At 47.2% G+C, this 18,757-nt stretch carries 18 protein-coding genes; 11 read left to right on the forward strand and 7 right to left on the reverse strand.

Annotated features, from left to right (window positions below; all coding sequences use genetic code 11):
• Positions 1–136: 136 nt before the first annotated feature.
• From LL912_RS13015 to LL912_RS13030, 4 genes are all read left to right on the forward strand, one after another.
• The gene (locus LL912_RS13015) at positions 137–1,291 is read left to right on the forward strand and encodes a tetratricopeptide repeat protein (RefSeq protein ID WP_235554007.1); all 1,155 of its coding nucleotides are present in this window, start codon (positions 137–139) and stop codon (positions 1,289–1,291) included.
• 44 nt (positions 1,292–1,335) lie between these two features.
• Positions 1,336–1,824: an LIC11966 family surface protein gene (locus tag LL912_RS13020; protein ID WP_235554008.1), complete on the forward strand. Its 489-nt coding sequence runs from the start codon at positions 1,336–1,338 to the stop codon at positions 1,822–1,824.
• Between the two features lie 693 nt (positions 1,825–2,517).
• Positions 2,518–3,459 (forward strand): GLPGLI family protein, encoded by a 942-nt coding sequence (locus tag LL912_RS13025; RefSeq protein WP_255785686.1) that lies wholly within the window; start codon positions 2,518–2,520, stop codon positions 3,457–3,459.
• A 15-nt stretch (positions 3,460–3,474) separates the two neighbouring features.
• Positions 3,475–6,090, forward strand: coding sequence for a TonB-dependent receptor (locus tag LL912_RS13030; RefSeq protein WP_235554009.1), 2,616 nt, complete (start codon positions 3,475–3,477; stop codon positions 6,088–6,090).
• A 127-nt stretch (positions 6,091–6,217) separates the two neighbouring features.
• Here LL912_RS13030 and gyrB read toward each other — a convergent pair whose 3' ends face one another.
• The 6 genes from gyrB to LL912_RS13060 form a co-directional block, all read right to left on the reverse strand.
• Entirely contained in the window at positions 6,218–8,197 is a 1,980-nt protein-coding gene (gene gyrB / locus LL912_RS13035; RefSeq protein ID WP_235554010.1) for a DNA topoisomerase (ATP-hydrolyzing) subunit B, read from the reverse strand.
• Positions 8,198–8,457: 260 nt separating this feature from the next.
• Positions 8,458–8,871 (reverse strand): SRPBCC family protein, encoded by a 414-nt coding sequence (locus tag LL912_RS13040; protein ID WP_235554011.1) that lies wholly within the window; start codon positions 8,869–8,871, stop codon positions 8,458–8,460.
• A 42-nt stretch (positions 8,872–8,913) separates the two neighbouring features.
• Entirely contained in the window at positions 8,914–9,324 is a 411-nt protein-coding gene (locus LL912_RS13045) for a DoxX family protein (RefSeq protein WP_235554012.1), read from the reverse strand.
• A gap of 423 nt (positions 9,325–9,747) precedes the next feature.
• Positions 9,748–11,151: a bifunctional UDP-3-O-[3-hydroxymyristoyl] N-acetylglucosamine deacetylase/3-hydroxyacyl-ACP dehydratase gene (locus LL912_RS13050; RefSeq protein ID WP_235554013.1), complete on the reverse strand. Its 1,404-nt coding sequence runs from the start codon at positions 11,149–11,151 to the stop codon at positions 9,748–9,750.
• 94 nt (positions 11,152–11,245) lie between these two features.
• The gene (lpxD, locus tag LL912_RS13055) at positions 11,246–12,280 is read right to left on the reverse strand and encodes a UDP-3-O-(3-hydroxymyristoyl)glucosamine N-acyltransferase (RefSeq protein WP_235554014.1); all 1,035 of its coding nucleotides are present in this window, start codon (positions 12,278–12,280) and stop codon (positions 11,246–11,248) included.
• Positions 12,281–12,297: 17 nt separating this feature from the next.
• Positions 12,298–13,521 (reverse strand): HD domain-containing protein, encoded by a 1,224-nt coding sequence (locus LL912_RS13060; protein ID WP_235554015.1) that lies wholly within the window; start codon positions 13,519–13,521, stop codon positions 12,298–12,300.
• Positions 13,522–13,647: 126 nt separating this feature from the next.
• Here LL912_RS13060 and LL912_RS13065 point away from each other — a divergent pair, with 126 nt between their 5' ends.
• The 7 genes from LL912_RS13065 (at position 13,648) to LL912_RS13095 (ending at position 18,047) form a co-directional block, all read left to right on the forward strand.
• Positions 13,648–13,938 carry a hypothetical protein gene (locus tag LL912_RS13065; RefSeq protein ID WP_235554016.1) on the forward strand — a complete coding sequence of 97 codons (291 nt, stop codon included), beginning with the start codon at positions 13,648–13,650 and terminating at the stop codon, positions 13,936–13,938.
• A gap of 57 nt (positions 13,939–13,995) precedes the next feature.
• Positions 13,996–14,346 (forward strand): four helix bundle protein, encoded by a 351-nt coding sequence (locus LL912_RS13070; RefSeq protein WP_235554017.1) that lies wholly within the window; start codon positions 13,996–13,998, stop codon positions 14,344–14,346.
• 37 nt (positions 14,347–14,383) lie between these two features.
• The gene (locus tag LL912_RS13075) at positions 14,384–15,163 is read left to right on the forward strand and encodes an MBL fold metallo-hydrolase (protein WP_235554018.1); all 780 of its coding nucleotides are present in this window, start codon (positions 14,384–14,386) and stop codon (positions 15,161–15,163) included.
• A 108-nt stretch (positions 15,164–15,271) separates the two neighbouring features.
• A complete protein-coding gene (locus LL912_RS13080) occupies positions 15,272–15,544 on the forward strand; it encodes a DUF2089 family protein (protein WP_235554019.1) in 273 nt (90 codons plus the stop codon).
• Complete coding sequence (locus LL912_RS13085; RefSeq protein WP_235554020.1) at positions 15,537–16,136, forward strand: hypothetical protein; 600 nt, start codon at positions 15,537–15,539, stop codon at positions 16,134–16,136. The genes LL912_RS13080 and LL912_RS13085 overlap by 8 nt, the downstream gene beginning before the upstream one ends.
• 12 nt (positions 16,137–16,148) lie before the next feature.
• Entirely contained in the window at positions 16,149–17,516 is a 1,368-nt protein-coding gene (locus LL912_RS13090) for an alpha/beta hydrolase family protein (RefSeq protein WP_235554021.1), read from the forward strand.
• 18 nt (positions 17,517–17,534) lie between these two features.
• The gene (locus tag LL912_RS13095) at positions 17,535–18,047 is read left to right on the forward strand and encodes a PH domain-containing protein (RefSeq protein ID WP_235554022.1); all 513 of its coding nucleotides are present in this window, start codon (positions 17,535–17,537) and stop codon (positions 18,045–18,047) included.
• A 15-nt stretch (positions 18,048–18,062) separates the two neighbouring features.
• Here the strand turns inward: LL912_RS13095 and LL912_RS13100 are convergent, their stop codons facing one another.
• On the reverse strand, positions 18,063–18,755 hold the full coding sequence (locus LL912_RS13100; RefSeq protein ID WP_235554023.1) for a Crp/Fnr family transcriptional regulator: 693 nt from the start codon (positions 18,753–18,755) through the stop codon (positions 18,063–18,065).
• Positions 18,756–18,757: the final 2 nt, after the last annotated feature.

Raw genomic sequence — 18,757 nt, forward strand, 5'->3', positions numbered from 1 at the left:
TTAATTTTTGATTTGAAAAGCTGAAATTAAGGGTTTTTATCTAAACAAGCTCCTAAATATACCCGTCGTCCTGACTTTTACAACTAATTAATTAGTTATATTTACAAAAATATAGTTACTCCTTCAATCCTGTATTATGTGTAAAAAACTCATTATCACTCTGCTAAGCCTGGGCTCTCTGGTCGCCGGCGCACAGAATAGTTATGATCCGCTGAAAGTGCTGGGCTTTTGTAAGGATCAGGATTATGACCAGGCGCTGCTTTATCTGAATGCGGTACCTGCGCCTGAGAACGAGCAATACCTGTTTGACCTGGGCTATGTGCACTACCTGAGCGACCATGCGCCCGAAGCAAAGGCGGCTTTTTTAAAACTGTATGAAAAGAATCCAAACCTGCAGTCGCCCCAGCTGTACCTGGCCCGGCTTTATGACCAGGCGGGTGCGGAACAGACGGCGCTTCTCCACTACAAAAACCTCGTTGCGCTGGACCCCGGCAACTACAAATACTGGCATTTTGCTTCCGGAGAATGGTTGAAACTTAAACAGCCCGACTCGGCCCTTGCCTATATCCGTAAAAGCTATACTCTAAAACCTACAGCCGGGAGGGTGGTTTATGAGCTTTGTACATTACTTGACAATGTCAAACAAAAACAAGAGGCAGAACAAGTTGCGGACCGCTTTTTACAATCCGACACCAGCTATTTTCCGGTAATGGGGAAAAAAGTGGAACTTTGTTTCGATGCTGGCCGTTATCATGAAGCCATTACCTGGGGTGAACGGCTACGTATCCGCAACGTCGCTCCCATAAGCCTTTCCAACGCTTATATCCACCTGCTTTACAGCTACCTGAATGTAAAGCAGCCCGACAGCGCCCTGAGCGTTTATAACTGGCTGCAGCTGCAGCATGCCAACAACGAATCAGCCACGTACGGCGCGGCACTGGCGCATGCCATGAAAAAGAATTATACCATCAGCGATTCGCTGCTAACCGAATGCATCGCTTTTAATATCCAGGAAATGGCCGCTACTTATTTAACGGCAAAAGCCGCAAACGCGATTGCTGTTAAAGATTATAACCGCGCCATTGCACTGTATGATACTTCCTATTATATTTTTAAAAACCCGCTGGATCTATTCCAGGCAGGAAGAATCTTTGACCATTATTTAAAGAGCCGGGAACGCGCAACCGGGTACTACAAACGATACCTGCGCCAACAACCACAACCAACGACGAACGAGGAGGAAAACATCAGCCGTTATATCAGGGAATTTTTAAATCCTCAAAAAAAATAAATGGCTAAAGCAAAAGCTGTTATCTTTATTAAAATTTTAAACCGATGAGAAAATTCTATTTGATCCTGATGAGCGCCATTGTGTTGATTTCCTGTGGAGGAAACCAGAAACAAGCCGTTGAGTACAACAACCAACTTGTAAAGATTCAGCAGGAAGTTGCAGCCGAGGCCCAAAAATTTGGACAGCTTACCCAAACAGCAGACAGTGCACAGGCCTACCATACGCTGGCCGATCTTTCTACTTATGTGAACGACGAGGCAAAAAAAGCGGAGGCCCTTCAATTTGACGGAGACGATTTTGGAATGAAAGCCTCACTGCTGGACGGGTTCCGGTTCTTTAAAAAAGTATTGGGCGAAGATTTTAAAAAGATCCTGGGATTACGCTTTTCAACCGCTCCTCCCGCCGATGCGCAGCAGCAGATGCAGCTGATCGTAACCAATATTCAGAAAGAGGGCCAGGATATTGATAAGAAATTTTTAGATGCGCAGCAGCAGTTTGCAAAAAAGTATAAGATCCAGTTGCGGCAATTATAAACCGGACTTCTTTCAAAATTTAAAACCAGGCTGTTCAATCCTTTTGAACAGCCTTTAGTTTTTTAAAATTCCAGCAAATGCGTTTTGTCATTGTCCTCCTTGTTTCGCTTCTCACTTCCGGCAGCTGCAGCAGGATCAGCAAAGTCCTTATCACTACTTTGCCAGGCTGCAGCAATTCCGGTTAAACATCATAAACAGGTCGGTACACTATACCAGCCAAGGAAAAACCGACCGGGATAGCAGTACAAAGAACCGTTTAAAAAAGAAATGATTACATTCCTGCTGCAGACCGAGGATCTGTGCGGGATTGCGCTTTCGCACAAGATGATTTTGGACTAAAGAAAGCCATCCTCCGCGAATTTGACTATACAAGATCACTGCTTGCAGATACCAGTTTGGGAGCCAGGAGCCGCAACGCGGCCCATTCTTTTGAAAAGCGGATTGCAGCATTGGATTCAATGGCTGTTACACTCAGGCAAAATACAACATCAATCAACAACCAGATCCGGAAAAGCCAGCTGGCCTTTGCACGCTTTTACCGCATTCCTGTCTCTATCCCATAAATGAATATACAGACCAATGTACTCCTGATGGCACGCAAAGATGGCCCATTCATTGGGTAACAAAAAAATACGCTATTGCAATTACGTAAATCTACGATATATTCGTATAATTGCGATAAATTAATACGTTATGATCCGGAACACATCATTTTGCCGTTGCATTTACGTACTGCTGTTTATGGTTATCCAGGTAAGCGTGCGCGGCCAAATCTCCGTTCAAGCAACCAGTTCCAATGCTGTCAAAAACCCTCAGCCGGTTATGGGGCGTGTGTTGTACGATTTTAGTTATATAAAAGACACTAGCTGCCGGGATTATATCTATAAGGAAGTGCTGGAACTGGATTATACAAAAACAAGCAGCTACTTTACCAGTTATACGGCCAAACAAAATGATACGCTGATTAAAAACCAGCTGGCAGCAGCTTTCAGAAATGCACCCGACCCCAACCAGGTAGAAATCACACTAACCGGAGGAGCCGCCGCATCCTCCGATAAATTCTATACCGAAGGCCATCCGAATCCCCGGGTTTACGCCATCAAAACACTGGCCGGAACTGCCTTTAGCATTCTGTCATCGCAGGCATTGATCAACTGGAAAATTATTGACTCAACCAAAACCATCCAGGGGTTTGTATGCCAGAAAGCAAGAGGCCGCAGTTATGGGCGGCAGTATACGGCATGGTTCTGTACAGATCTGCCCTACCGCTTTGGACCCCGCAGGTTACATGGCTTGCCGGGCCTTATCCTGGAAGCCTATGACGATTCCATGGAAGTGGTTTACCGCCTCAATCGTGTTGAAGACTTTAACACGGGGCTACCCCCTATTGGACTGCCCGACGACGCAACACCCACCACCCCTAAAGCGTTTGCACAGGCACAAGAAGCATTTAAACGAAATCCGCAGGCCTTTATTGATGCCAACCGGGGTAAGCGAACCACCGGGCGGGCCGCCGGCATTACGGACGGCTTTGACGCCTCGAAGATTAAAAGCATCAGTGTCCGGAAAAGCAGCGCCGAGCCTGCGGGCATTCAGGCCAATAATCCGATTGACCTGGTAACAGATCCTCTTTAAGCGGTGCTGCACTTTATGAGCAGGCTGCTTTGGTTCTTGTTCTACTGGCTGCCGGTCCCTGCCACCGGACAAACAGCTACCCCCCGGTTGTATGGCCATATCAGGGACACCCTGGGCAATGCCATACCCGGTGCCACCGTAACGCTCCTCCGGTTAAAGGACCAGGCCGGATTGCTGTTTACAACGGCAGATACATCAGGCTATTATTCCTTTCAACGCTTACCCGGGCACCCGGAAGAACCGCTTGCCGTAAAGGTAACAGCCGCCGGCTTTTTAAAAAACCAGCAGCCGGTTCCCGTGCACACCTCCGTCATTCACTTCATGATGCAGGCTGCCGCAACCGGCCTGCTTCCCAATGTAACAGTGAGGAGCCAGGCCCCCATTGTTCAAAAAGGAGACACACTCAGTTTTGATGCAGCCCGTTTTGCAGAAAAATCGGACCGCCGGCTGGGTGATATCATCAAAAAGCTGCCCGGCGTAGAAGTAGACGAAAACGGTGTGATTAAATACAAGGGAAAAGCAATCAATAAATTTTATATTGAAGGCGACAACCTGCTGGATGACCGGTATTCAATCGCAACGGATAATATCAACGTGGCAGATGTGGAAAAGGTTCAGGTCATTGAACACAACCAGGATGTTAAGATGCTTAACGGCATCGTGCCATCAGACCGCGCAGGAGTAAATATCATCCTTAAAAACCGGAGCAAACTAAAACTGATTCACAATGCCGAGCTTACAGGTGCCCTTCCCCGTGCCTATGCGATTGAAGGAAAAAGTATGGCGTTTAAACCTGCATTTAAAGCCATCAACGAAGTAAAATTTAATGACCTGGGCCTCACGTACACAAGAGAATCGGGCATTTCGGGCTTACAGCCTCCCGCGGGAATTGATGCGGAGCGAACGCTTTTCAACAACAGTAAGATGGTAAACCTTAATAACCTGTACAAATTGAATCCGTATGCTGGCATCAAGCTAAATGGTTTTTATATAAAGGACCATCAACGAACCGACAATACCATTCATACACGCTATTACCTGCCTGGTGAAGACAGCATTGCTTATACCGAGCAAAACCATAACCGGCTCGGAACCGAGGCGTTTTACCTGGGACTGAATTATAATATAAACAGCCCCAAAAACTATTTCAATGTTATCAGTACCCTAAACCGCAACCGGAATACCGGTCATACCACAACGGTGGCGCAAAACAGGACTACAACTACCAATCGGTATACCGCCACTGATTTCAGTAGCGCTGTGAATGGGTATCTCATCTTTGGAAAAAAGCATCTGCTGAATTACAGCAATGTTTTTCATTATACTGAAAACCCGCAACAGACCCTGCTCGATCCGGGTGCGCTTCAAGACCTGCTTAACAACCGGCTTCCATACCTGCAAACCCGGCAATACCAGCGTCTGCGGTATTTCAGCAACGGAACAACCTTTAGCTACAGTAAGGTTTTTGCAAACTGGACGCTGGGTCTCAACACCGGTCTTGATCTGCAACAACACTACCTGAATTCACAGGTTGAACTGGTACAAGCTGATCGCTCGTATACCATTCCGGAAGGGTTTGGCAATGCGCTTCACTGGAAAAGAAACGAATTGTTTTCCGGCGCCTTGCTTACTTATAATGGAAACAGGGCCCGTTTAACACTCAACACGCCCGCCAAATGGCAGCATTACGATTACAGCAACGATTCACTCATAACCAATAAGGACAAGGGTGCCCGTTTTACCGTTGAACCTTCCCTTAACTGGGAATACCGTGTTGGCCGGGAACATAGCCTGTTCCTTGATTATCGTTTAGACTACAAAACGGCTGGCATTCAACAGGTATATGGAGGAGCGATCATTTCCGGCTACCGCAATCTTGCTTCGTATGAAACGCCGTTCCTGATGAACCGCAATCATCGTATTCGCGCCGGCTTCAGTTATAAAAAAGTCATCAACGTATTGTTCGCCGATTTCGACGTGCAGTATGCTGCTACAAAAAACTTTTTTATGTATAGCACGTTAATACGGGATAACCTGACGATTGTAAAGGCATTACCCATCACTAATAACAGCGAAACCGCCGGCACATCGGTGCGGGTAGGGAAATATATTTTCCCGCTGAACACCACCATTGTCCTGAGCGGGAGCCTAAACACCACCCAGGCACAACAATTACAGAATGAGCAGCTGTTCGATACCCGTTCGGTGACAAAAACGGCCGGTATTTCGATTACGCCTACGGTTTTGAAATGGCTCAAACTGGATATATCCTCTACCTACCTGCAATACCACGCCCGGTCTGCACAGGCAGCCTTCCGGATTCAAGACCTGCAACAGTGGAAACAGCAGTCGGGTATTACGGTTTATCCGTTCAAAGGATTCAGCTTTAATTTTAGCAACCAGTATTATCATTTTATTCAAAAGGGCAATCCTGTTACCTCCGGTTTGTTTGTGGATGCTTACGCCCAATACAAGGTTGATAAAACAAAAATCCTACTCCGTTTAAGCTGCACCAATATAGCCAGCACCACTTACTTTGAAACCATCCGTGCCAGCAATAATATGATCAGCACCGCTTCCTATCAGCTCCGTCCCCGCATGCTCCGCTTGTGGGTCGCGTTTGATTTTTAGCCGCTGCTTCTCCATATTCTCTGCTTGTTTCTCACCTCCGATGTTCATCTCGTTATGCACCCGTCGTTGGGGATATAAAAAAGCGGCGGTCTTCCGACCGCCGCTTCCGTCATTTATCATTGAAAATTTAAATATCCAGTTTGGCATATTTGGCATTGCTTTCGATAAACTCGCGACGCGGCGCTACTTCATCCCCCATCAGCATGCTAAAAATCCGGTCTGCTTCTGCAGCACTCTCAATGGTCACCTGTTTCAGCGTTCGGCGATCAGGGTCCATGGTTGTCTCCCAAAGCTGCTCAGCGTTCATCTCTCCCAAGCCCTTATACCGCTGAATGTTTACCAAATCTTCCCGGCCTGCCCCCAAATGTTCTACCAGAGCCTTGCGCTGCTCTTCATTATATGCGTATGCCGATTCCTTTCCCTTTTTTACCAGGTACAAGGGTGGTTGTGCCAGGTATACGTATCCCTGCTCCACCAGTTCTTTCATATACCGGTATACAAAGGTCAGAATAAGCGTGGCAATATGGCTACCATCCACATCGGCATCCGTCATGATGATGAGCTTATGGTAACGGAGCTTTGCAAGATTGAGCGCCTTGGGGTCTTCCGGAGTGCCCACGGTTACACCCAGCGCGGTATAAATATTCCGGATCTCCTCATTCTCATAGATCTTATGTTCCATGGCCTTTTCCACGTTGAGGATCTTACCTCTTAACGGTAATATCGCCTGAAACCCCCGGTCGCGGCCCTGTTTGGCCGTACCACCTGCAGAGTCTCCCTCCACCAGGTACAACTCACAGCGCTCGGGATCCCTGTCGGAACAGTCCGCCAGTTTACCCGGTAACCCTCCCCCGCTCAATACGGACTTCCGCTGCACCAGTTCCCGCGCCTTCCGGGCTGCTGCCCGTGCCTGTGCGGCAAGGATTACTTTATTAATAATGTTTTTTGCATCCTTCGGGTTTTCTTCCAGGAATGCGTCCAGTACCCGGGCCACGGTAGTGTCTACCACACCCATTACTTCCGAATTCCCCAGTTTGGTTTTTGTTTGTCCTTCAAACTGCGGCTCCGGCACTTTTACCGAAATGATGGCGCTCAGTCCTTCACGGAAATCATCTCCCTCTACTTTTACTTTTGCTTTTTCATACAACCCGCTCTTTTCACCATAGGCATTGAACACACGGGTTAATGCACGGCGGAAGCCGGATACATGCGTACCGCCTTCAATGGTGTTGATATTATTTACATAGGAGTAAATATGTTCGTTGAATGTATCATTATAGGTAAGCGCTACTTCCACCGCCACGCTGGAGTTGGCATCAAATCCTTCTACATACAGGATACTGGGCAGCAAAGAGGTCCGGCCGGCGCTTTTATCCAGCATTTCAACAAATTCCACGATCCCGCCCTCACTGTGAAAGACTTTCGTTACATCCTTTCCGTTATCATCTTTTTCACGTTTATCTGTGAGGGTAATCGAAATGCCCTTATTCAGATAAGCCAGTTCCCGCAAACGGCCCTCAAGGATTTCCCGCTTATATTCCGTTGTCGTAAAAATGGAACTGTCGGGCCAGAAATGCTGAATGGTACCGTGCCGGTCGGTGGTGCCAATTTCCCGTACCGGGTAATCCGGCACACCAATATGGTATTCCTGTTCAAATATTTTCCCCTCCCGGTGCACAATGGTATGCATATGGGTGCTCAGCGCGTTTACGCAGCTAACCCCTACCCCGTGCAAACCACCGGATACTTTATAGGTATTTTTATCAAACTTACCACCCGCGTGCAGGATGGTCATAGCCACCTGCAAGGCACTTACCCCCTGCTTTTGGTTAATACCCGTAGGAATACCCCGGCCGTCATCTTCTACAGAAATGGAGTTGTCTTCATGAATGGTTACCATAATATTTTTACAATACCCCGCCAGCGCCTCATCAATGGAGTTGTCCACTACCTCATACACGAGGTGATGCAAACCCTTCACACCAATATCTCCGATATACATAGCCGGACGTTTCCGGACCGCTTCCAACCCCTCCAAAACCTGGATACTATCTGCTCCATACGCGGGGGGAGAAACCGCTTCAACATCCTTTAGTTCTTCACTCATACAATATGAAAATTTTTAATGCGTGTTCAATTGAGTAGTCTACAAATTTACGAAAAAATACCCGTTTTTTGGGTGTAATTTACCCCAAATGTGGATAACCCAAGGTCTTGCAAAATCAATCGTTTTACGATGTTTATCAATATGTTACTTACAATCCGTCTAGCTGGGCGCTAAAGGCATGCCATAAATGGCACCGGCCAGACCTCCAAAGAGATCCGGCCGGTGCAGAACGCGGCTATTAAAAAGCTAAAGCAGCAGTTTTACTGCGCTTCTGTGTAACGCTTGAAATTATCCAGGATGGCCTGCCAGCCAGCCTGTTGCATATCGGCAGGATTTGTTTCCTCTGCATCAAAAGTCTCGGTAATAGAAGTCTGGTTACCCGAACCTGAAAATACGACATGTACCGTCCGGCCATCGCCCATGGTATAATCGATCTGTTCATGGATCTTCACTTCATCGTATACGCCTCCAAAGTCAAATCCCATACTACCGTCCCGCGCTTCCATTCTTGAAGAGAACCGCCCTCCTGTGCGGAGATCGTTTTCTGCGTGCGGCGTATGCCAATCATCCGAAGCACTATTCCATTTTTTTATATGCTCGGGCTCTGTCCAGTATTCCCATACTTTTTCTACCGGTGCATTGATCGTTGTTGCGACTGTAATTTTTGTAGTCATTATGGTATTTTATTGTTTTTTAAAGATCGGTTTTATTCAGGATCAGCCCAAACTATATTGCAATGAAGTATCCGGATGCTGTTTCGTTTCGAACCGGCGCAGTTTGTGATAATAATGATAGGATGCGGCCAGAATCAGCAGCGCAACCAGGGGAAACAGGGTTTGCCCGCCAAAGCCATCCACTACCGTATGAGAAACTGCTGCGCAGATAAAGTTAAAAGTGAATCCGGCGTAGGCCCATTCTTTTACGCGCCCCTTTATAAAGGGCAGGGCAAGCAGCAAGGCGCCCGTAACCTTGAACACGGTCAGCAACACGCGGAAATAATCAGGATACCCAAGGTGACTGATGCCTTGTTTGGCCAGGTCTGTATGCGAGGTAAGCGCCGGCATTACACCGTCCATTAATACGATGAGCCCGGTAAATGTCCAGTAGAGGATTTTTGTCTTTTTCATTTTTATCGTTTTTTAATTGTTTAAAGATCTGTTGCAATCACAATGCAAACATACAATGACGCAGCACCGGATCTGCTGTATAAAAACGACAAATGAAAAGGCAGTTTGCGACAGGTGGAATTTGGAAATATGAGAATGAGAAAATGAAGATGCCGTTACTGCTCCAGGTTCCTGCACGGCATTAGAATCCTTTTGAATTTTCTGAAGCGGAGGGTGAACAGGCCGCCGACATAAGAACGGAACCATATAGCTATAAGCTTTTAGTCCGGAGTAGCAAGATGGCATTCAGTTTTTCGCCTTCAGCATTTAGCATCTAGCCTCCAGCCACCAGTTATCAGCATTGTACATCAAGCATAAAAACGGATCCAACCTGGAACATTGAACCTGGAACTTTAAACGATAAACGCAGAACGCCGTGGGCCATTACCGCTTAACGATCTGCGCTACCAGGTCGGCTTCAGTAGCTACCTTACCGCCTACATATACGGTACCGCGCATTTCGCAGATACCACGGCGGATGGGGGCGGTGAGCTCCATCTTCAGGATCATGGTATCGCCCGGGCGCACCATCTGTTTGAACTTACAGTTATCTATTTTAAGGAAATAGGTGTCGTACTGTCCTTCACCGGCGAGATTAATGGCCAGTATGCCGCCACACTGCGCCAGCGCTTCGATCTGCAATACGCCGGGCATTACCGGGTTCTGGGGAAAATGTCCCTGGAAGAACCACTCGTTAAAAGTTACATTCTTTACCCCTACGATACGCTCATCGGTCAGTTCGATGATCTTATCCACCAGTAAAAAGGGGAAGCGGTGCGGCAGCGTTTTTTCAATATACTGAAGGTCATATACCGGGGGTGTACTGGCGTCATAATGCGGCACGCCCTTCAGATGTTTATTCGCCTTGATGTGTTTTTTGATTAAACGGGCAAATTCGACGTTGGAGCTATGTCCGGGCCGGTTGGCAATAACCCTTCCTTTTACGGGGTATCCGATCAACGCCAAGTCGCCCACGATATCCAGCAGCTTATGACGCGCCGGTTCGTTGGGGAAACGCAGCTCCAGGTTATTGAGATAGCCTTCGCTTTTTACCTCGATATCATCTTTGTTGAATATTTTTTTCAGGCGGTTCAGCTCCTCGTCTCCAATAGGTTTGTCTACCACCACGATGGCATTGTTTACATCGCCTCCTTTAATCAGGTTGTGCTGCAGCAGCATTTCCAGCTCGTGCAGAAAGCAGAATGTACGGGAAGTGGAGATCTTCTCTTTGAAGTTCCGCATGGTCTTTAATTCTGCGTGTTGGGTGCCCAATACCGGTGAATTAAAATCGATCAGGGTGGTAATCTGGTATTCGCGGGCGGGCATGATCACCATCTCCACGCGCTTTTCTTCATCGGTAAGGTACAAATTTTCGTCAATCGAGTACCATAATTTGGCCGCATCCTGCTCTTCAATCCCGGCTTCCTCGATGATCTCAATAAATGGCATAGCACTGCCGTCCTTGATCGGTATCTCCGGGCCATTGATTTCAATCAGTACATTATCTACACCCATTCCCACCAATGCTGCCAGCAGGTGCTCTACCGTGCTTACCCGGGCTCCGTTCGATTCCAGGGTGGTGCCCCGGCTGGTATCCGTTACCAGATCGCAATCTGCCTTGATAATGGGTTTATTTGGCAAATCAACCCGTTGAAACTGAACACCAAAACCGGCATTTGCAGGCTTCAGCGTAAGATCGGCCAGCACACCGGTATGCAAACCGGTTCCGCTAATGCTAACAGATTGTTTCAGTGTATGTTGTTTGTCGGGGTTGAAATGATTATCCATGTATCTGATTTGTGCGCGCAAATATATTTATAAAATCAATGGGCCGCAATAATGAACGGTAGTAATCCTGAAAAGGCACTCCGGAACGTTTGCCTTATTTTTTTAAAGCGTTCAACGCTTCCTCCAGCTCCTTCATCCGTTTTTCGAGGTCCGGAAGTTTACGGTTCAGCGCCTGACTTCTCAATGCTGCAGTATAATCATAGGCAGGCGACCCGGTTACCGCCTTACCTGGTTCGATATTTTTACTTACGCCGCTTTGTGCGTTGATTTTGGCACCATCACCAATATGCAGGTGTCCTACAATGCCTACCTGTCCGCCAATCATCACGCCTTTACCCACCTTGGTACTTCCGCTGATCCCGGCCTGCGCGGCCACTACCGTGCTGTTCCCGATCTCTACATTATGTGCAATCTGGATCAGGTTGTCCAGTTTGGCACCGGACCGGATAATGGTAGAGCCGATAGTGGCCCGGTCGATGGCAGCGTTGGCGCCAATTTCCACATGATCCTCGATCATCACATTGCCGATCTGGGGCACTTTAACAAATGTACCGTCCGCCTGGGGCGCAAACCCAAAGCCATCACTGCCAATCACCGTTCCGGCATGCACCGTAACATGATTACCGATCACGCAATTGTGCAATACTTTTACCCCGGCGTGAATGACCGAATGATCCCCGATGGAAACATTATTTCCGATATAGGCATTGGGATGGATTTTCGTATGATTCCCTATTGTTACATTTTCGCCGAGATAGGCAAAAGCTCCTATAAACACATCCGTACCATACCGGGCTGTTTTTGAAATATAAGAGGGTTCCTGGATCCCTTTTAACTGCTGTTGCACGATCTCCTGATACTTGCCCAGCAATGTGGCAAACGCAGAGTAAGCATCTTTTACACGGATCAGGGTAGCCGTTACCGTTTTTTTTAACTCGAGCGTTTCATTTACAATGATGACGCTGGCCCCGGTTTCATACAGGTATTCTTCATATTTGGGATTGGCCAGAAAACTCAGCTGACCCTCTGTAGCTTCTTCAATTTTTCCAAAATTTACAACGGCAGCTTCAGCATTGCCTTCAATACGGCCGTTGATCATTGCAGCAATCTGCGATGCGCTAAATGTCATATTGCAAATAAATAATTTTAATGACTCCTAAAGGAACAAATGTAATATTTTTTAACAGGGATGGTGGTTTTTACATTAATCAGCGCATGATCTACTTCGGAAATATCCTTTAGGCGCCCGTCTTTATAAAGAATGGTAATGGTTTCATTTTTAGGATTGTACAAGCTGTTGCTGGCCTCGCCCCAAAAAACAAAGTAAGCCGCTTCTTTTTCGCTAACGCCCATTGCCGCCGCCATTTCGCTCCGGGTTTGCAAAAGGAACGCCTCATCAAAAGGCTGGGCCTGCAGCCGGATCTTCATAATCCGTCGCTCTACCAGCGCCCGGCACAGCTGCGAAAGCACAATGTCTTCGTGCCGGCACCAGTTCTTGATCGTTGCCGCCATATCATGATCATCCATACTGCAAAAATCCGTCAGCAACCGGCCGCGGTCCTCCGCTTTTGCAGCACCATGCAATAAAAAGTGCTCCAGCGCGTCGGTGGCTGCGGTTACGCGTATCCCATGCGCAATCAGCTCTTTTGCCCGGCGGATGATCATAACCAGCATCTTTTCAGCAGCCACTACTGTTTTATGCAGGTATACCTGCCAGTACATCAGCCGCCTGCTTAGCAGGAACTTTTCGATGGAATAGATTGCTTTTTCTTCCACTACCAGGTTATCCTTATGTACAGCCAGCATTTTGAGAATACGGTCGTACCCAATCACGCCTTCCGCCACCCCGGTAAAAAAACTATCCCGGTTCAGGTAATCCATCCGGTCTACATCCAGCTGACCGGAAACGAGCTGATGCAGGAACTTTTTGGGATGCGTATTGGTAAAAATAGCTAATGCGGTTTCTAACTGATTGTTAAATTGCTGGTTAAGCTCCTGCATGATGGCTAAAGAGAGTTTCTCGTGGTGCACGCCCGGTATCAGTTCGTGCTCGAGGGCATGGGAGAAGGGACCATGCCCGATGTCATGCAGCAGTATGGCTATTTTTGCGCCCAGTTCTTCCTCGTCTGTAATGACCACCCCTTTTCCTTTCAGCTCCTGAAGCGCCGTACACATCAGATGATACGCGCCAAGGGAATGCAGCAGCCGGGTATGAACGGCTCCGGGATATACCAGGTGGGCGAAGGCCATTTGGTGAATGCTCCGTAGTCGCTGATAATAAGGATGAGAGATGATGGCCAGTAGCAGCGGGTGATCAATCGTAATAAACCCATAAACCGGGTCGTTGATAATTTTGCGAACGTTTGCCATTTTTTAAGTTGCGTCAAAGTTAGGAAAAGGTTTCAGGTTTAGCGTTCTCAATTGGGGGATTTGAGATTTGGGAATTGAGATTTAAGATTTCAGAAAGGTTATCTTTGTTGTTATTGACAAGCAAATATGATCAAGTACACTCAAAATTCCCTGAATAAACTGGAGACGATCCCGGAGCAGTGCGGTTATGTGCTGCGGTACGAGCGGGGTACCTTTCAAAGCGGGTACTGCATCCTGGATAACAAGAAAGTAGTGGTGCTCAATAAATTTTTGCAGACGGAAGGGCGGATTAACGCACTTCTTGAAATCATTCCACAGCTGGATATTGATCCGGTATTACTGGATGAAAGTGCCAAAAAATTGTATGCGGAGGTCGTAGAAAACGCGGCACCAGACGAGGAAGCGGCCGAAAGCTAAATGCTGAACGCCAGGGCTAATGCCTATTTTTCGAATTGTTGACCTTAATACGCAGTTATGAGGAATTACGATGTTTGGATACAAGCGCACAAACTTGTACTATTTGTATACCGGGGGATACTGATTTGTTTTCCGTCTGGAGCGCAACACGATTTTAGGTTTCAGGCAAAACGGGCTGCATATTCTGTTCCGCTGAATTTTGTAGAAGGTTGTGGCAGAAATACCGACAAAGATTTTGCACATTTTTTGGAAAACTCCTTCGGATCACTACTGGAACTGGAGTATGCAAGCTTGTTAGCATACGACCTGGAGTATATCAATAGAAAAAAATATCATCACCTGGGATTAATCATTGAAGAAGTAAAGGCTAAATTAATTAACTTAATGAAAGCTATCCGCAAGCAATAGTATGCAAGCATCAGGCATTATGTCTTAAGCATTTACCATGTCCTACCCCACTCTCCATATTACCTTTCTTGGTACCGGAACCAGCTCCGGGGTGCCCATGGTGGCCTGTGATTGTGTGGTTTGCAGGTCAACCGATCCAAAGGATCAGCGGCTGCGTTCCAGCATCCTTGTGCAGTCGCCCGAAACTACCCTGGTGGTGGATACCGGCCCCGATTTCCGGTGCCAGATGTTGCGCCAGTCGGTAAAAAAACTCGATGCCGTGCTGCTCACCCATTCTCATAAAGATCATATTGCCGGTTTGGACGATGTACGGGCCTATAATTATTTCCAGCAAAAACCCATGGAGATCTTTGCTACCGAGGCCACCATCAACCGGGTGAAAATGGAGTTCGACTATGCTTTCAGCGAACACCGCATTCCCGGCGTTCCATCGATCAACCTGAATTATATCGATGAACATACGCCTTTTACCGCCGGCGACCTTTCGGTAGTGCCTATTCCGGTCTGGCATATGCGCATGCCTGTGCTGGGCTTCCGCTTTGGCGATTTTACGTATATCACTGACGCCAACCGCATCGATAAAGTCAGTAAAGAAAAAATACAAGGGTCAAAAGTACTGGTACTGAACGCCCTGCGCCACGAGCCACATATTTCCCATTTCACATTAAAAGAGGCCCTTGCGGTGGCTGATGAACTGGAAATTCCGCAAGTATATTTTACACATATCTCACATCAGATGGGATTGCACCAGGAAATAGAAACCTCCCTACCCCCCGGCCGGCACCTGGCCTTCGACAACCTGGCCATTTCCTTATAGTTTTTTACTTTAATTCGCCTCTGCAGGGCAATGGGGTACACTTGTCCTGCCTATTCATTTTTAATAAAATTATTTTAATTTTATTAAAAACATGTTTAACTTTATTAAATGAAACTTCCAATTTATTGCCCCAGTTGCGAAAATCCACTGAAGGTAAGTCAGCTAAAATGCGATTCCTGTAATACCCAGGTAAATGGCAACTATGAGTTGCCGCTTTACCTGAAATTGAGCCGGGAAGAGCAGGATTTTATCATGGAGTTTTTCCTGGCCAGCGGCAGCATTAAGGAAATGTCGAAGCAGGCCGGAATCAGCTATCCCACTATGCGCAATAAAATGGATGATATGATTGAGAAAATAAAAAAAATGACCTCCAATGTCTAAAAAATGGAAGCCGGTCTTCAACCCTTTTGAGCGCTATCCGGAAAAAGCACTGGCAATTACCGGGACCATCAGCCTGCTGCTTTCTGTGCTGCTGTTTTGGTGGGCCAAACAGACCAACGACGGCGTGTATCACGTATCGCCAAAAGCAGATCTGTCACTGACAGGATCCCTTTCGGAGGCCATAATATGTACCTTGGTGGTAGGCACCCTCTTATGGGCCCTGGGTAAGACCATTAACCCCAAAACTAGAATCATCGATGTGTTGAATGCTACATTGATCCACCGGATCCCATTAACCATAGGCATCCTGGTCCTGCAGCTTCCATTTATTAAATCTGTAATGGACCAGATCCTGCAAGCTGTTAAAAGCAACCGTTTAGAGACCCTGTCCGGTGCTGCTTTATGGACATCCACATTGGTGAGTTTACTGATGCTGGCATTTTTTGTGTATGCAATTGTATTGCTGGTAAATGGCTTCAGAACAGCAGTACATGCCAGGAAGACCGTCCATTACCTGCTCTTTGCTGCTGTACTGATTGTTGCGGAACTAATATACCGCCTGCTGCTTTATCCCTTGCTGTCAACACTTTAAATACAACCCGCTATGAAGTACCTGTTCTTCTTTCTGACCGGCCTTTGCCCCGCATGGCTCTTTGCCCAATCCGTTACCGGAAACTGGCAGGGCAACCTGAACCTTCCAAATGGAATACTGTTGCCGCTGGTCTTCCATATTGAGCAGTCGGCCGACAGCCTGCGGTCTACGATGGACAGTCCGGCCCAGGGCGCGAAGGGCATCCCTGTGGGCCATACACATTTTACAAATGACACGCTGCAATTTGAGGCCCATTCCTTGAACATACAGTATACCGGTAAACTGCAAAACGATAGCATTACCGGAACCTTTACCCAGTCCGGCCACGCATTTCCCCTGGTTCTGAAAAAAAGCAAAGACGGGAACAAGCCATTTTACAACCGTCCGCAGGAGCCCAAACCGCCATTTGCCTATTACAGCGAAGACCTGTACTTTAAGAATGAAGAGCAGGGAAACCAGCTGGCCGGCACTCTTACAACCCCGGAACATAAAAAAGACTGCCCGGTGGTTGTACTGATCACCGGCAGTGGTGCGCAGGACCGGAACGAGGAACTATTTGGCCATAAGCCCTTCCTGGTGATTGCAGACTATTTTGCAAGGCATGGCATTGGTACATTACGGTTGGACGATCGTGGTATAGGCGGATCCGAAAAAGGAAAAGATGGCGCCACTTCTGCCGACTTTGCAACTGATATCAGCAGTGCTGTAAACTATCTTGCAGCCAGAGGATTCCGGCAAATCGGATTGGTAGGGCATAGCGAAGGAGGCATGATTGCACCGATAACGGCAACAAAAAATAAAAAGGTACAATTCATCATATCGATGGCTGGTCCCGGTATCCCAATTGATTCGTTAATGCTCAGCCAGCTGAAAGCATCTTTCAAAGGGCTAAAAAACGTTTCTGAAACTGACCTTAACACCAGTATCCGGCTGGCTCAAAAAGCATACGCTGTGGCAAAGCTGTACACCGGCATTCATTTAAAAGCCGATCTGACGGACACCTTGCTTCAACACTTCCCACAGGCTCCGGATATGGCCCGGGCTATGGCACAAACCGTAAGTATGCCCTGGTTCACCTATTTTATTAAATTTAATCCGCAGGATTATATACGGCAGTTAAAGATACCAGTGCTGGCCATCAACGGTAGCCTGGACGTACAGGTTGATGCCAGCGAAAATCTGGCGGGATGGAAAACGGGTCTTGAAAAAGCCGGCAATAGAAGAACTGCAATAAAAGAGCTGGAGGGTTTGAATCATTTATTCCAGCAAGCCGTTACCGGAACGGTTGCTGAATATGCGCAGATTGAACAAACGATGGCTCCGGAAGTATTGGAACTGATGACCGGCTGGATATTGAAAAATACCGTAATAAAACATTAAACGACTGAGCCAATAAAGATGATGGACTTTACTGCTTCATACGATAAAGCAACGAAAATCATTACCGCACTTGTCGGAATGCTGATGCTCCTTGTACTGGTATCGATGTGGATGGGTCTGAAAACAGCCGGCACCTGGTTCCCGCTCTTGTTTATGGTCGTTGTAAGTTTTTTATCTGTGATCCTGCCCTACGGGTTTTCTATAACAAAATACCAGATGAATCAGGAGGAGCTGATCATCTGCCGTCCCATGGGCAACAAAAAGATTGCGCTGACTTCAATAGCATCGGCTGCAATCATTGATCCAAAGCTGTTACGCTGGTCCTGGCGGATCTTCGGAAGCGGAGGTATGTTTGGCTATTACGGCACTTTTGGAAACAAGCATCTTGGCACTATGCGCTGGTATCTGACCCGCAAAGACCAGGTTATACTCATTACCACCATTACTAATAAAAAGTTACTATTAAGCCCGGATGATGCCGATGCATTCATACAACAATACAACCAGCTCCGGACTCAAGCCGGCAGATAATAAATCGACCTGTGGTCAGTTACCTGCTGCAATCAATTCCAACGTTGGCACATCATTTAACATCAGCTCCTTGCCAACGGTACGGATCCATCCCTGTTCTGAAAATTCCAGCAAAAACTTGTATACCGTTTCATAGGTAGCCCCGATATAAGCAGACAGGTCTTGCCGGCTGATGGCTACCACCGGGCCAGCAGCGGTTACACTTCCGATCTTCGTCTGTATCTCGAGAATCGCTTTTGCCGTCCGTGTCCTTACGGAAACATGCACCAGCTCCTGCATCCGTCGTTCAGACAACTGCAGCTCATCGGCGAAGAACAGCATAAATGCATGTAAAAGTGCTGGGTTTACCGCCAGTGTCTTTCTGAAGAACTCCATGTCTATAAAGCATAAGGTACCAGCGCTGATAGCAATAGCCCCAACCGGGTAAACCGAAGAATGGGTAGAAATACCCCGGTGCCCCAGGATATCATCCGGCCCTGCAAAACGGATGATCAGATCCTTGCCCTGCTCCCAATGCTTGAATACTTTAACAATTCCGTCGATAACAAAATAAATGCCTGTAACCGGATCACCCGCTTTAAAGATTGAAGCTCCTTTTTTATATGGTATAATCCTGCAATGTACATCCAGCGCAGGCCACCACTCCTGCAGGCACATCCGGTACAAAAAACTTTTTTCAATATCAGCCTTGCGCATTTGCTTTTTCATGG

Source organism: Niabella agricola (genome assembly GCF_021538615.1).
GTDB classification, from domain to species: Bacteria; Bacteroidota; Bacteroidia; order Chitinophagales; family Chitinophagaceae; genus Niabella; species Niabella agricola.

Bases quoted from the DNA above. Each gene is read 5' to 3' on its own strand.
- LL912_RS13015 (WP_235554007.1), top strand. From the start codon at position 137: ATGTGTAAAAAACTCATTATCACTCTGCTAAGCCTGGGCTCTCTGGTC.
- LL912_RS13020 (WP_235554008.1), top strand. From the start codon at position 1,336: ATGAGAAAATTCTATTTGATCCTGATGAGCGCCATTGTGTTGATTTCC.
- LL912_RS13025 (WP_255785686.1), top strand. From the start codon at position 2,518: ATGATCCGGAACACATCATTTTGCCGTTGCATTTACGTACTGCTGTTT.
- LL912_RS13030 (WP_235554009.1), top strand. From the start codon at position 3,475: ATGAGCAGGCTGCTTTGGTTCTTGTTCTACTGGCTGCCGGTCCCTGCC.
- gyrB (WP_235554010.1), bottom strand. From the start codon at position 8,197: ATGAGTGAAGAACTAAAGGATGTTGAAGCGGTTTCTCCCCCCGCGTAT.
- LL912_RS13040 (WP_235554011.1), bottom strand. From the start codon at position 8,871: ATGACTACAAAAATTACAGTCGCAACAACGATCAATGCACCGGTAGAA.
- LL912_RS13045 (WP_235554012.1), bottom strand. From the start codon at position 9,324: ATGAAAAAGACAAAAATCCTCTACTGGACATTTACCGGGCTCATCGTA.
- LL912_RS13050 (WP_235554013.1), bottom strand. From the start codon at position 11,151: ATGGATAATCATTTCAACCCCGACAAACAACATACACTGAAACAATCT.
- lpxD (WP_235554014.1), bottom strand. From the start codon at position 12,280: ATGACATTTAGCGCATCGCAGATTGCTGCAATGATCAACGGCCGTATT.
- LL912_RS13060 (WP_235554015.1), bottom strand. From the start codon at position 13,521: ATGGCAAACGTTCGCAAAATTATCAACGACCCGGTTTATGGGTTTATT.
- LL912_RS13065 (WP_235554016.1), top strand. From the start codon at position 13,648: ATGATCAAGTACACTCAAAATTCCCTGAATAAACTGGAGACGATCCCG.
- LL912_RS13070 (WP_235554017.1), top strand. From the start codon at position 13,996: ATGAGGAATTACGATGTTTGGATACAAGCGCACAAACTTGTACTATTT.
- LL912_RS13075 (WP_235554018.1), top strand. From the start codon at position 14,384: ATGTCCTACCCCACTCTCCATATTACCTTTCTTGGTACCGGAACCAGC.
- LL912_RS13080 (WP_235554019.1), top strand. From the start codon at position 15,272: ATGAAACTTCCAATTTATTGCCCCAGTTGCGAAAATCCACTGAAGGTA.
- LL912_RS13085 (WP_235554020.1), top strand. From the start codon at position 15,537: ATGTCTAAAAAATGGAAGCCGGTCTTCAACCCTTTTGAGCGCTATCCG.
- LL912_RS13090 (WP_235554021.1), top strand. From the start codon at position 16,149: ATGAAGTACCTGTTCTTCTTTCTGACCGGCCTTTGCCCCGCATGGCTC.
- LL912_RS13095 (WP_235554022.1), top strand. From the start codon at position 17,535: ATGATGGACTTTACTGCTTCATACGATAAAGCAACGAAAATCATTACC.
- LL912_RS13100 (WP_235554023.1), bottom strand. From the start codon at position 18,755: ATGAAAAAGCAAATGCGCAAGGCTGATATTGAAAAAAGTTTTTTGTAC.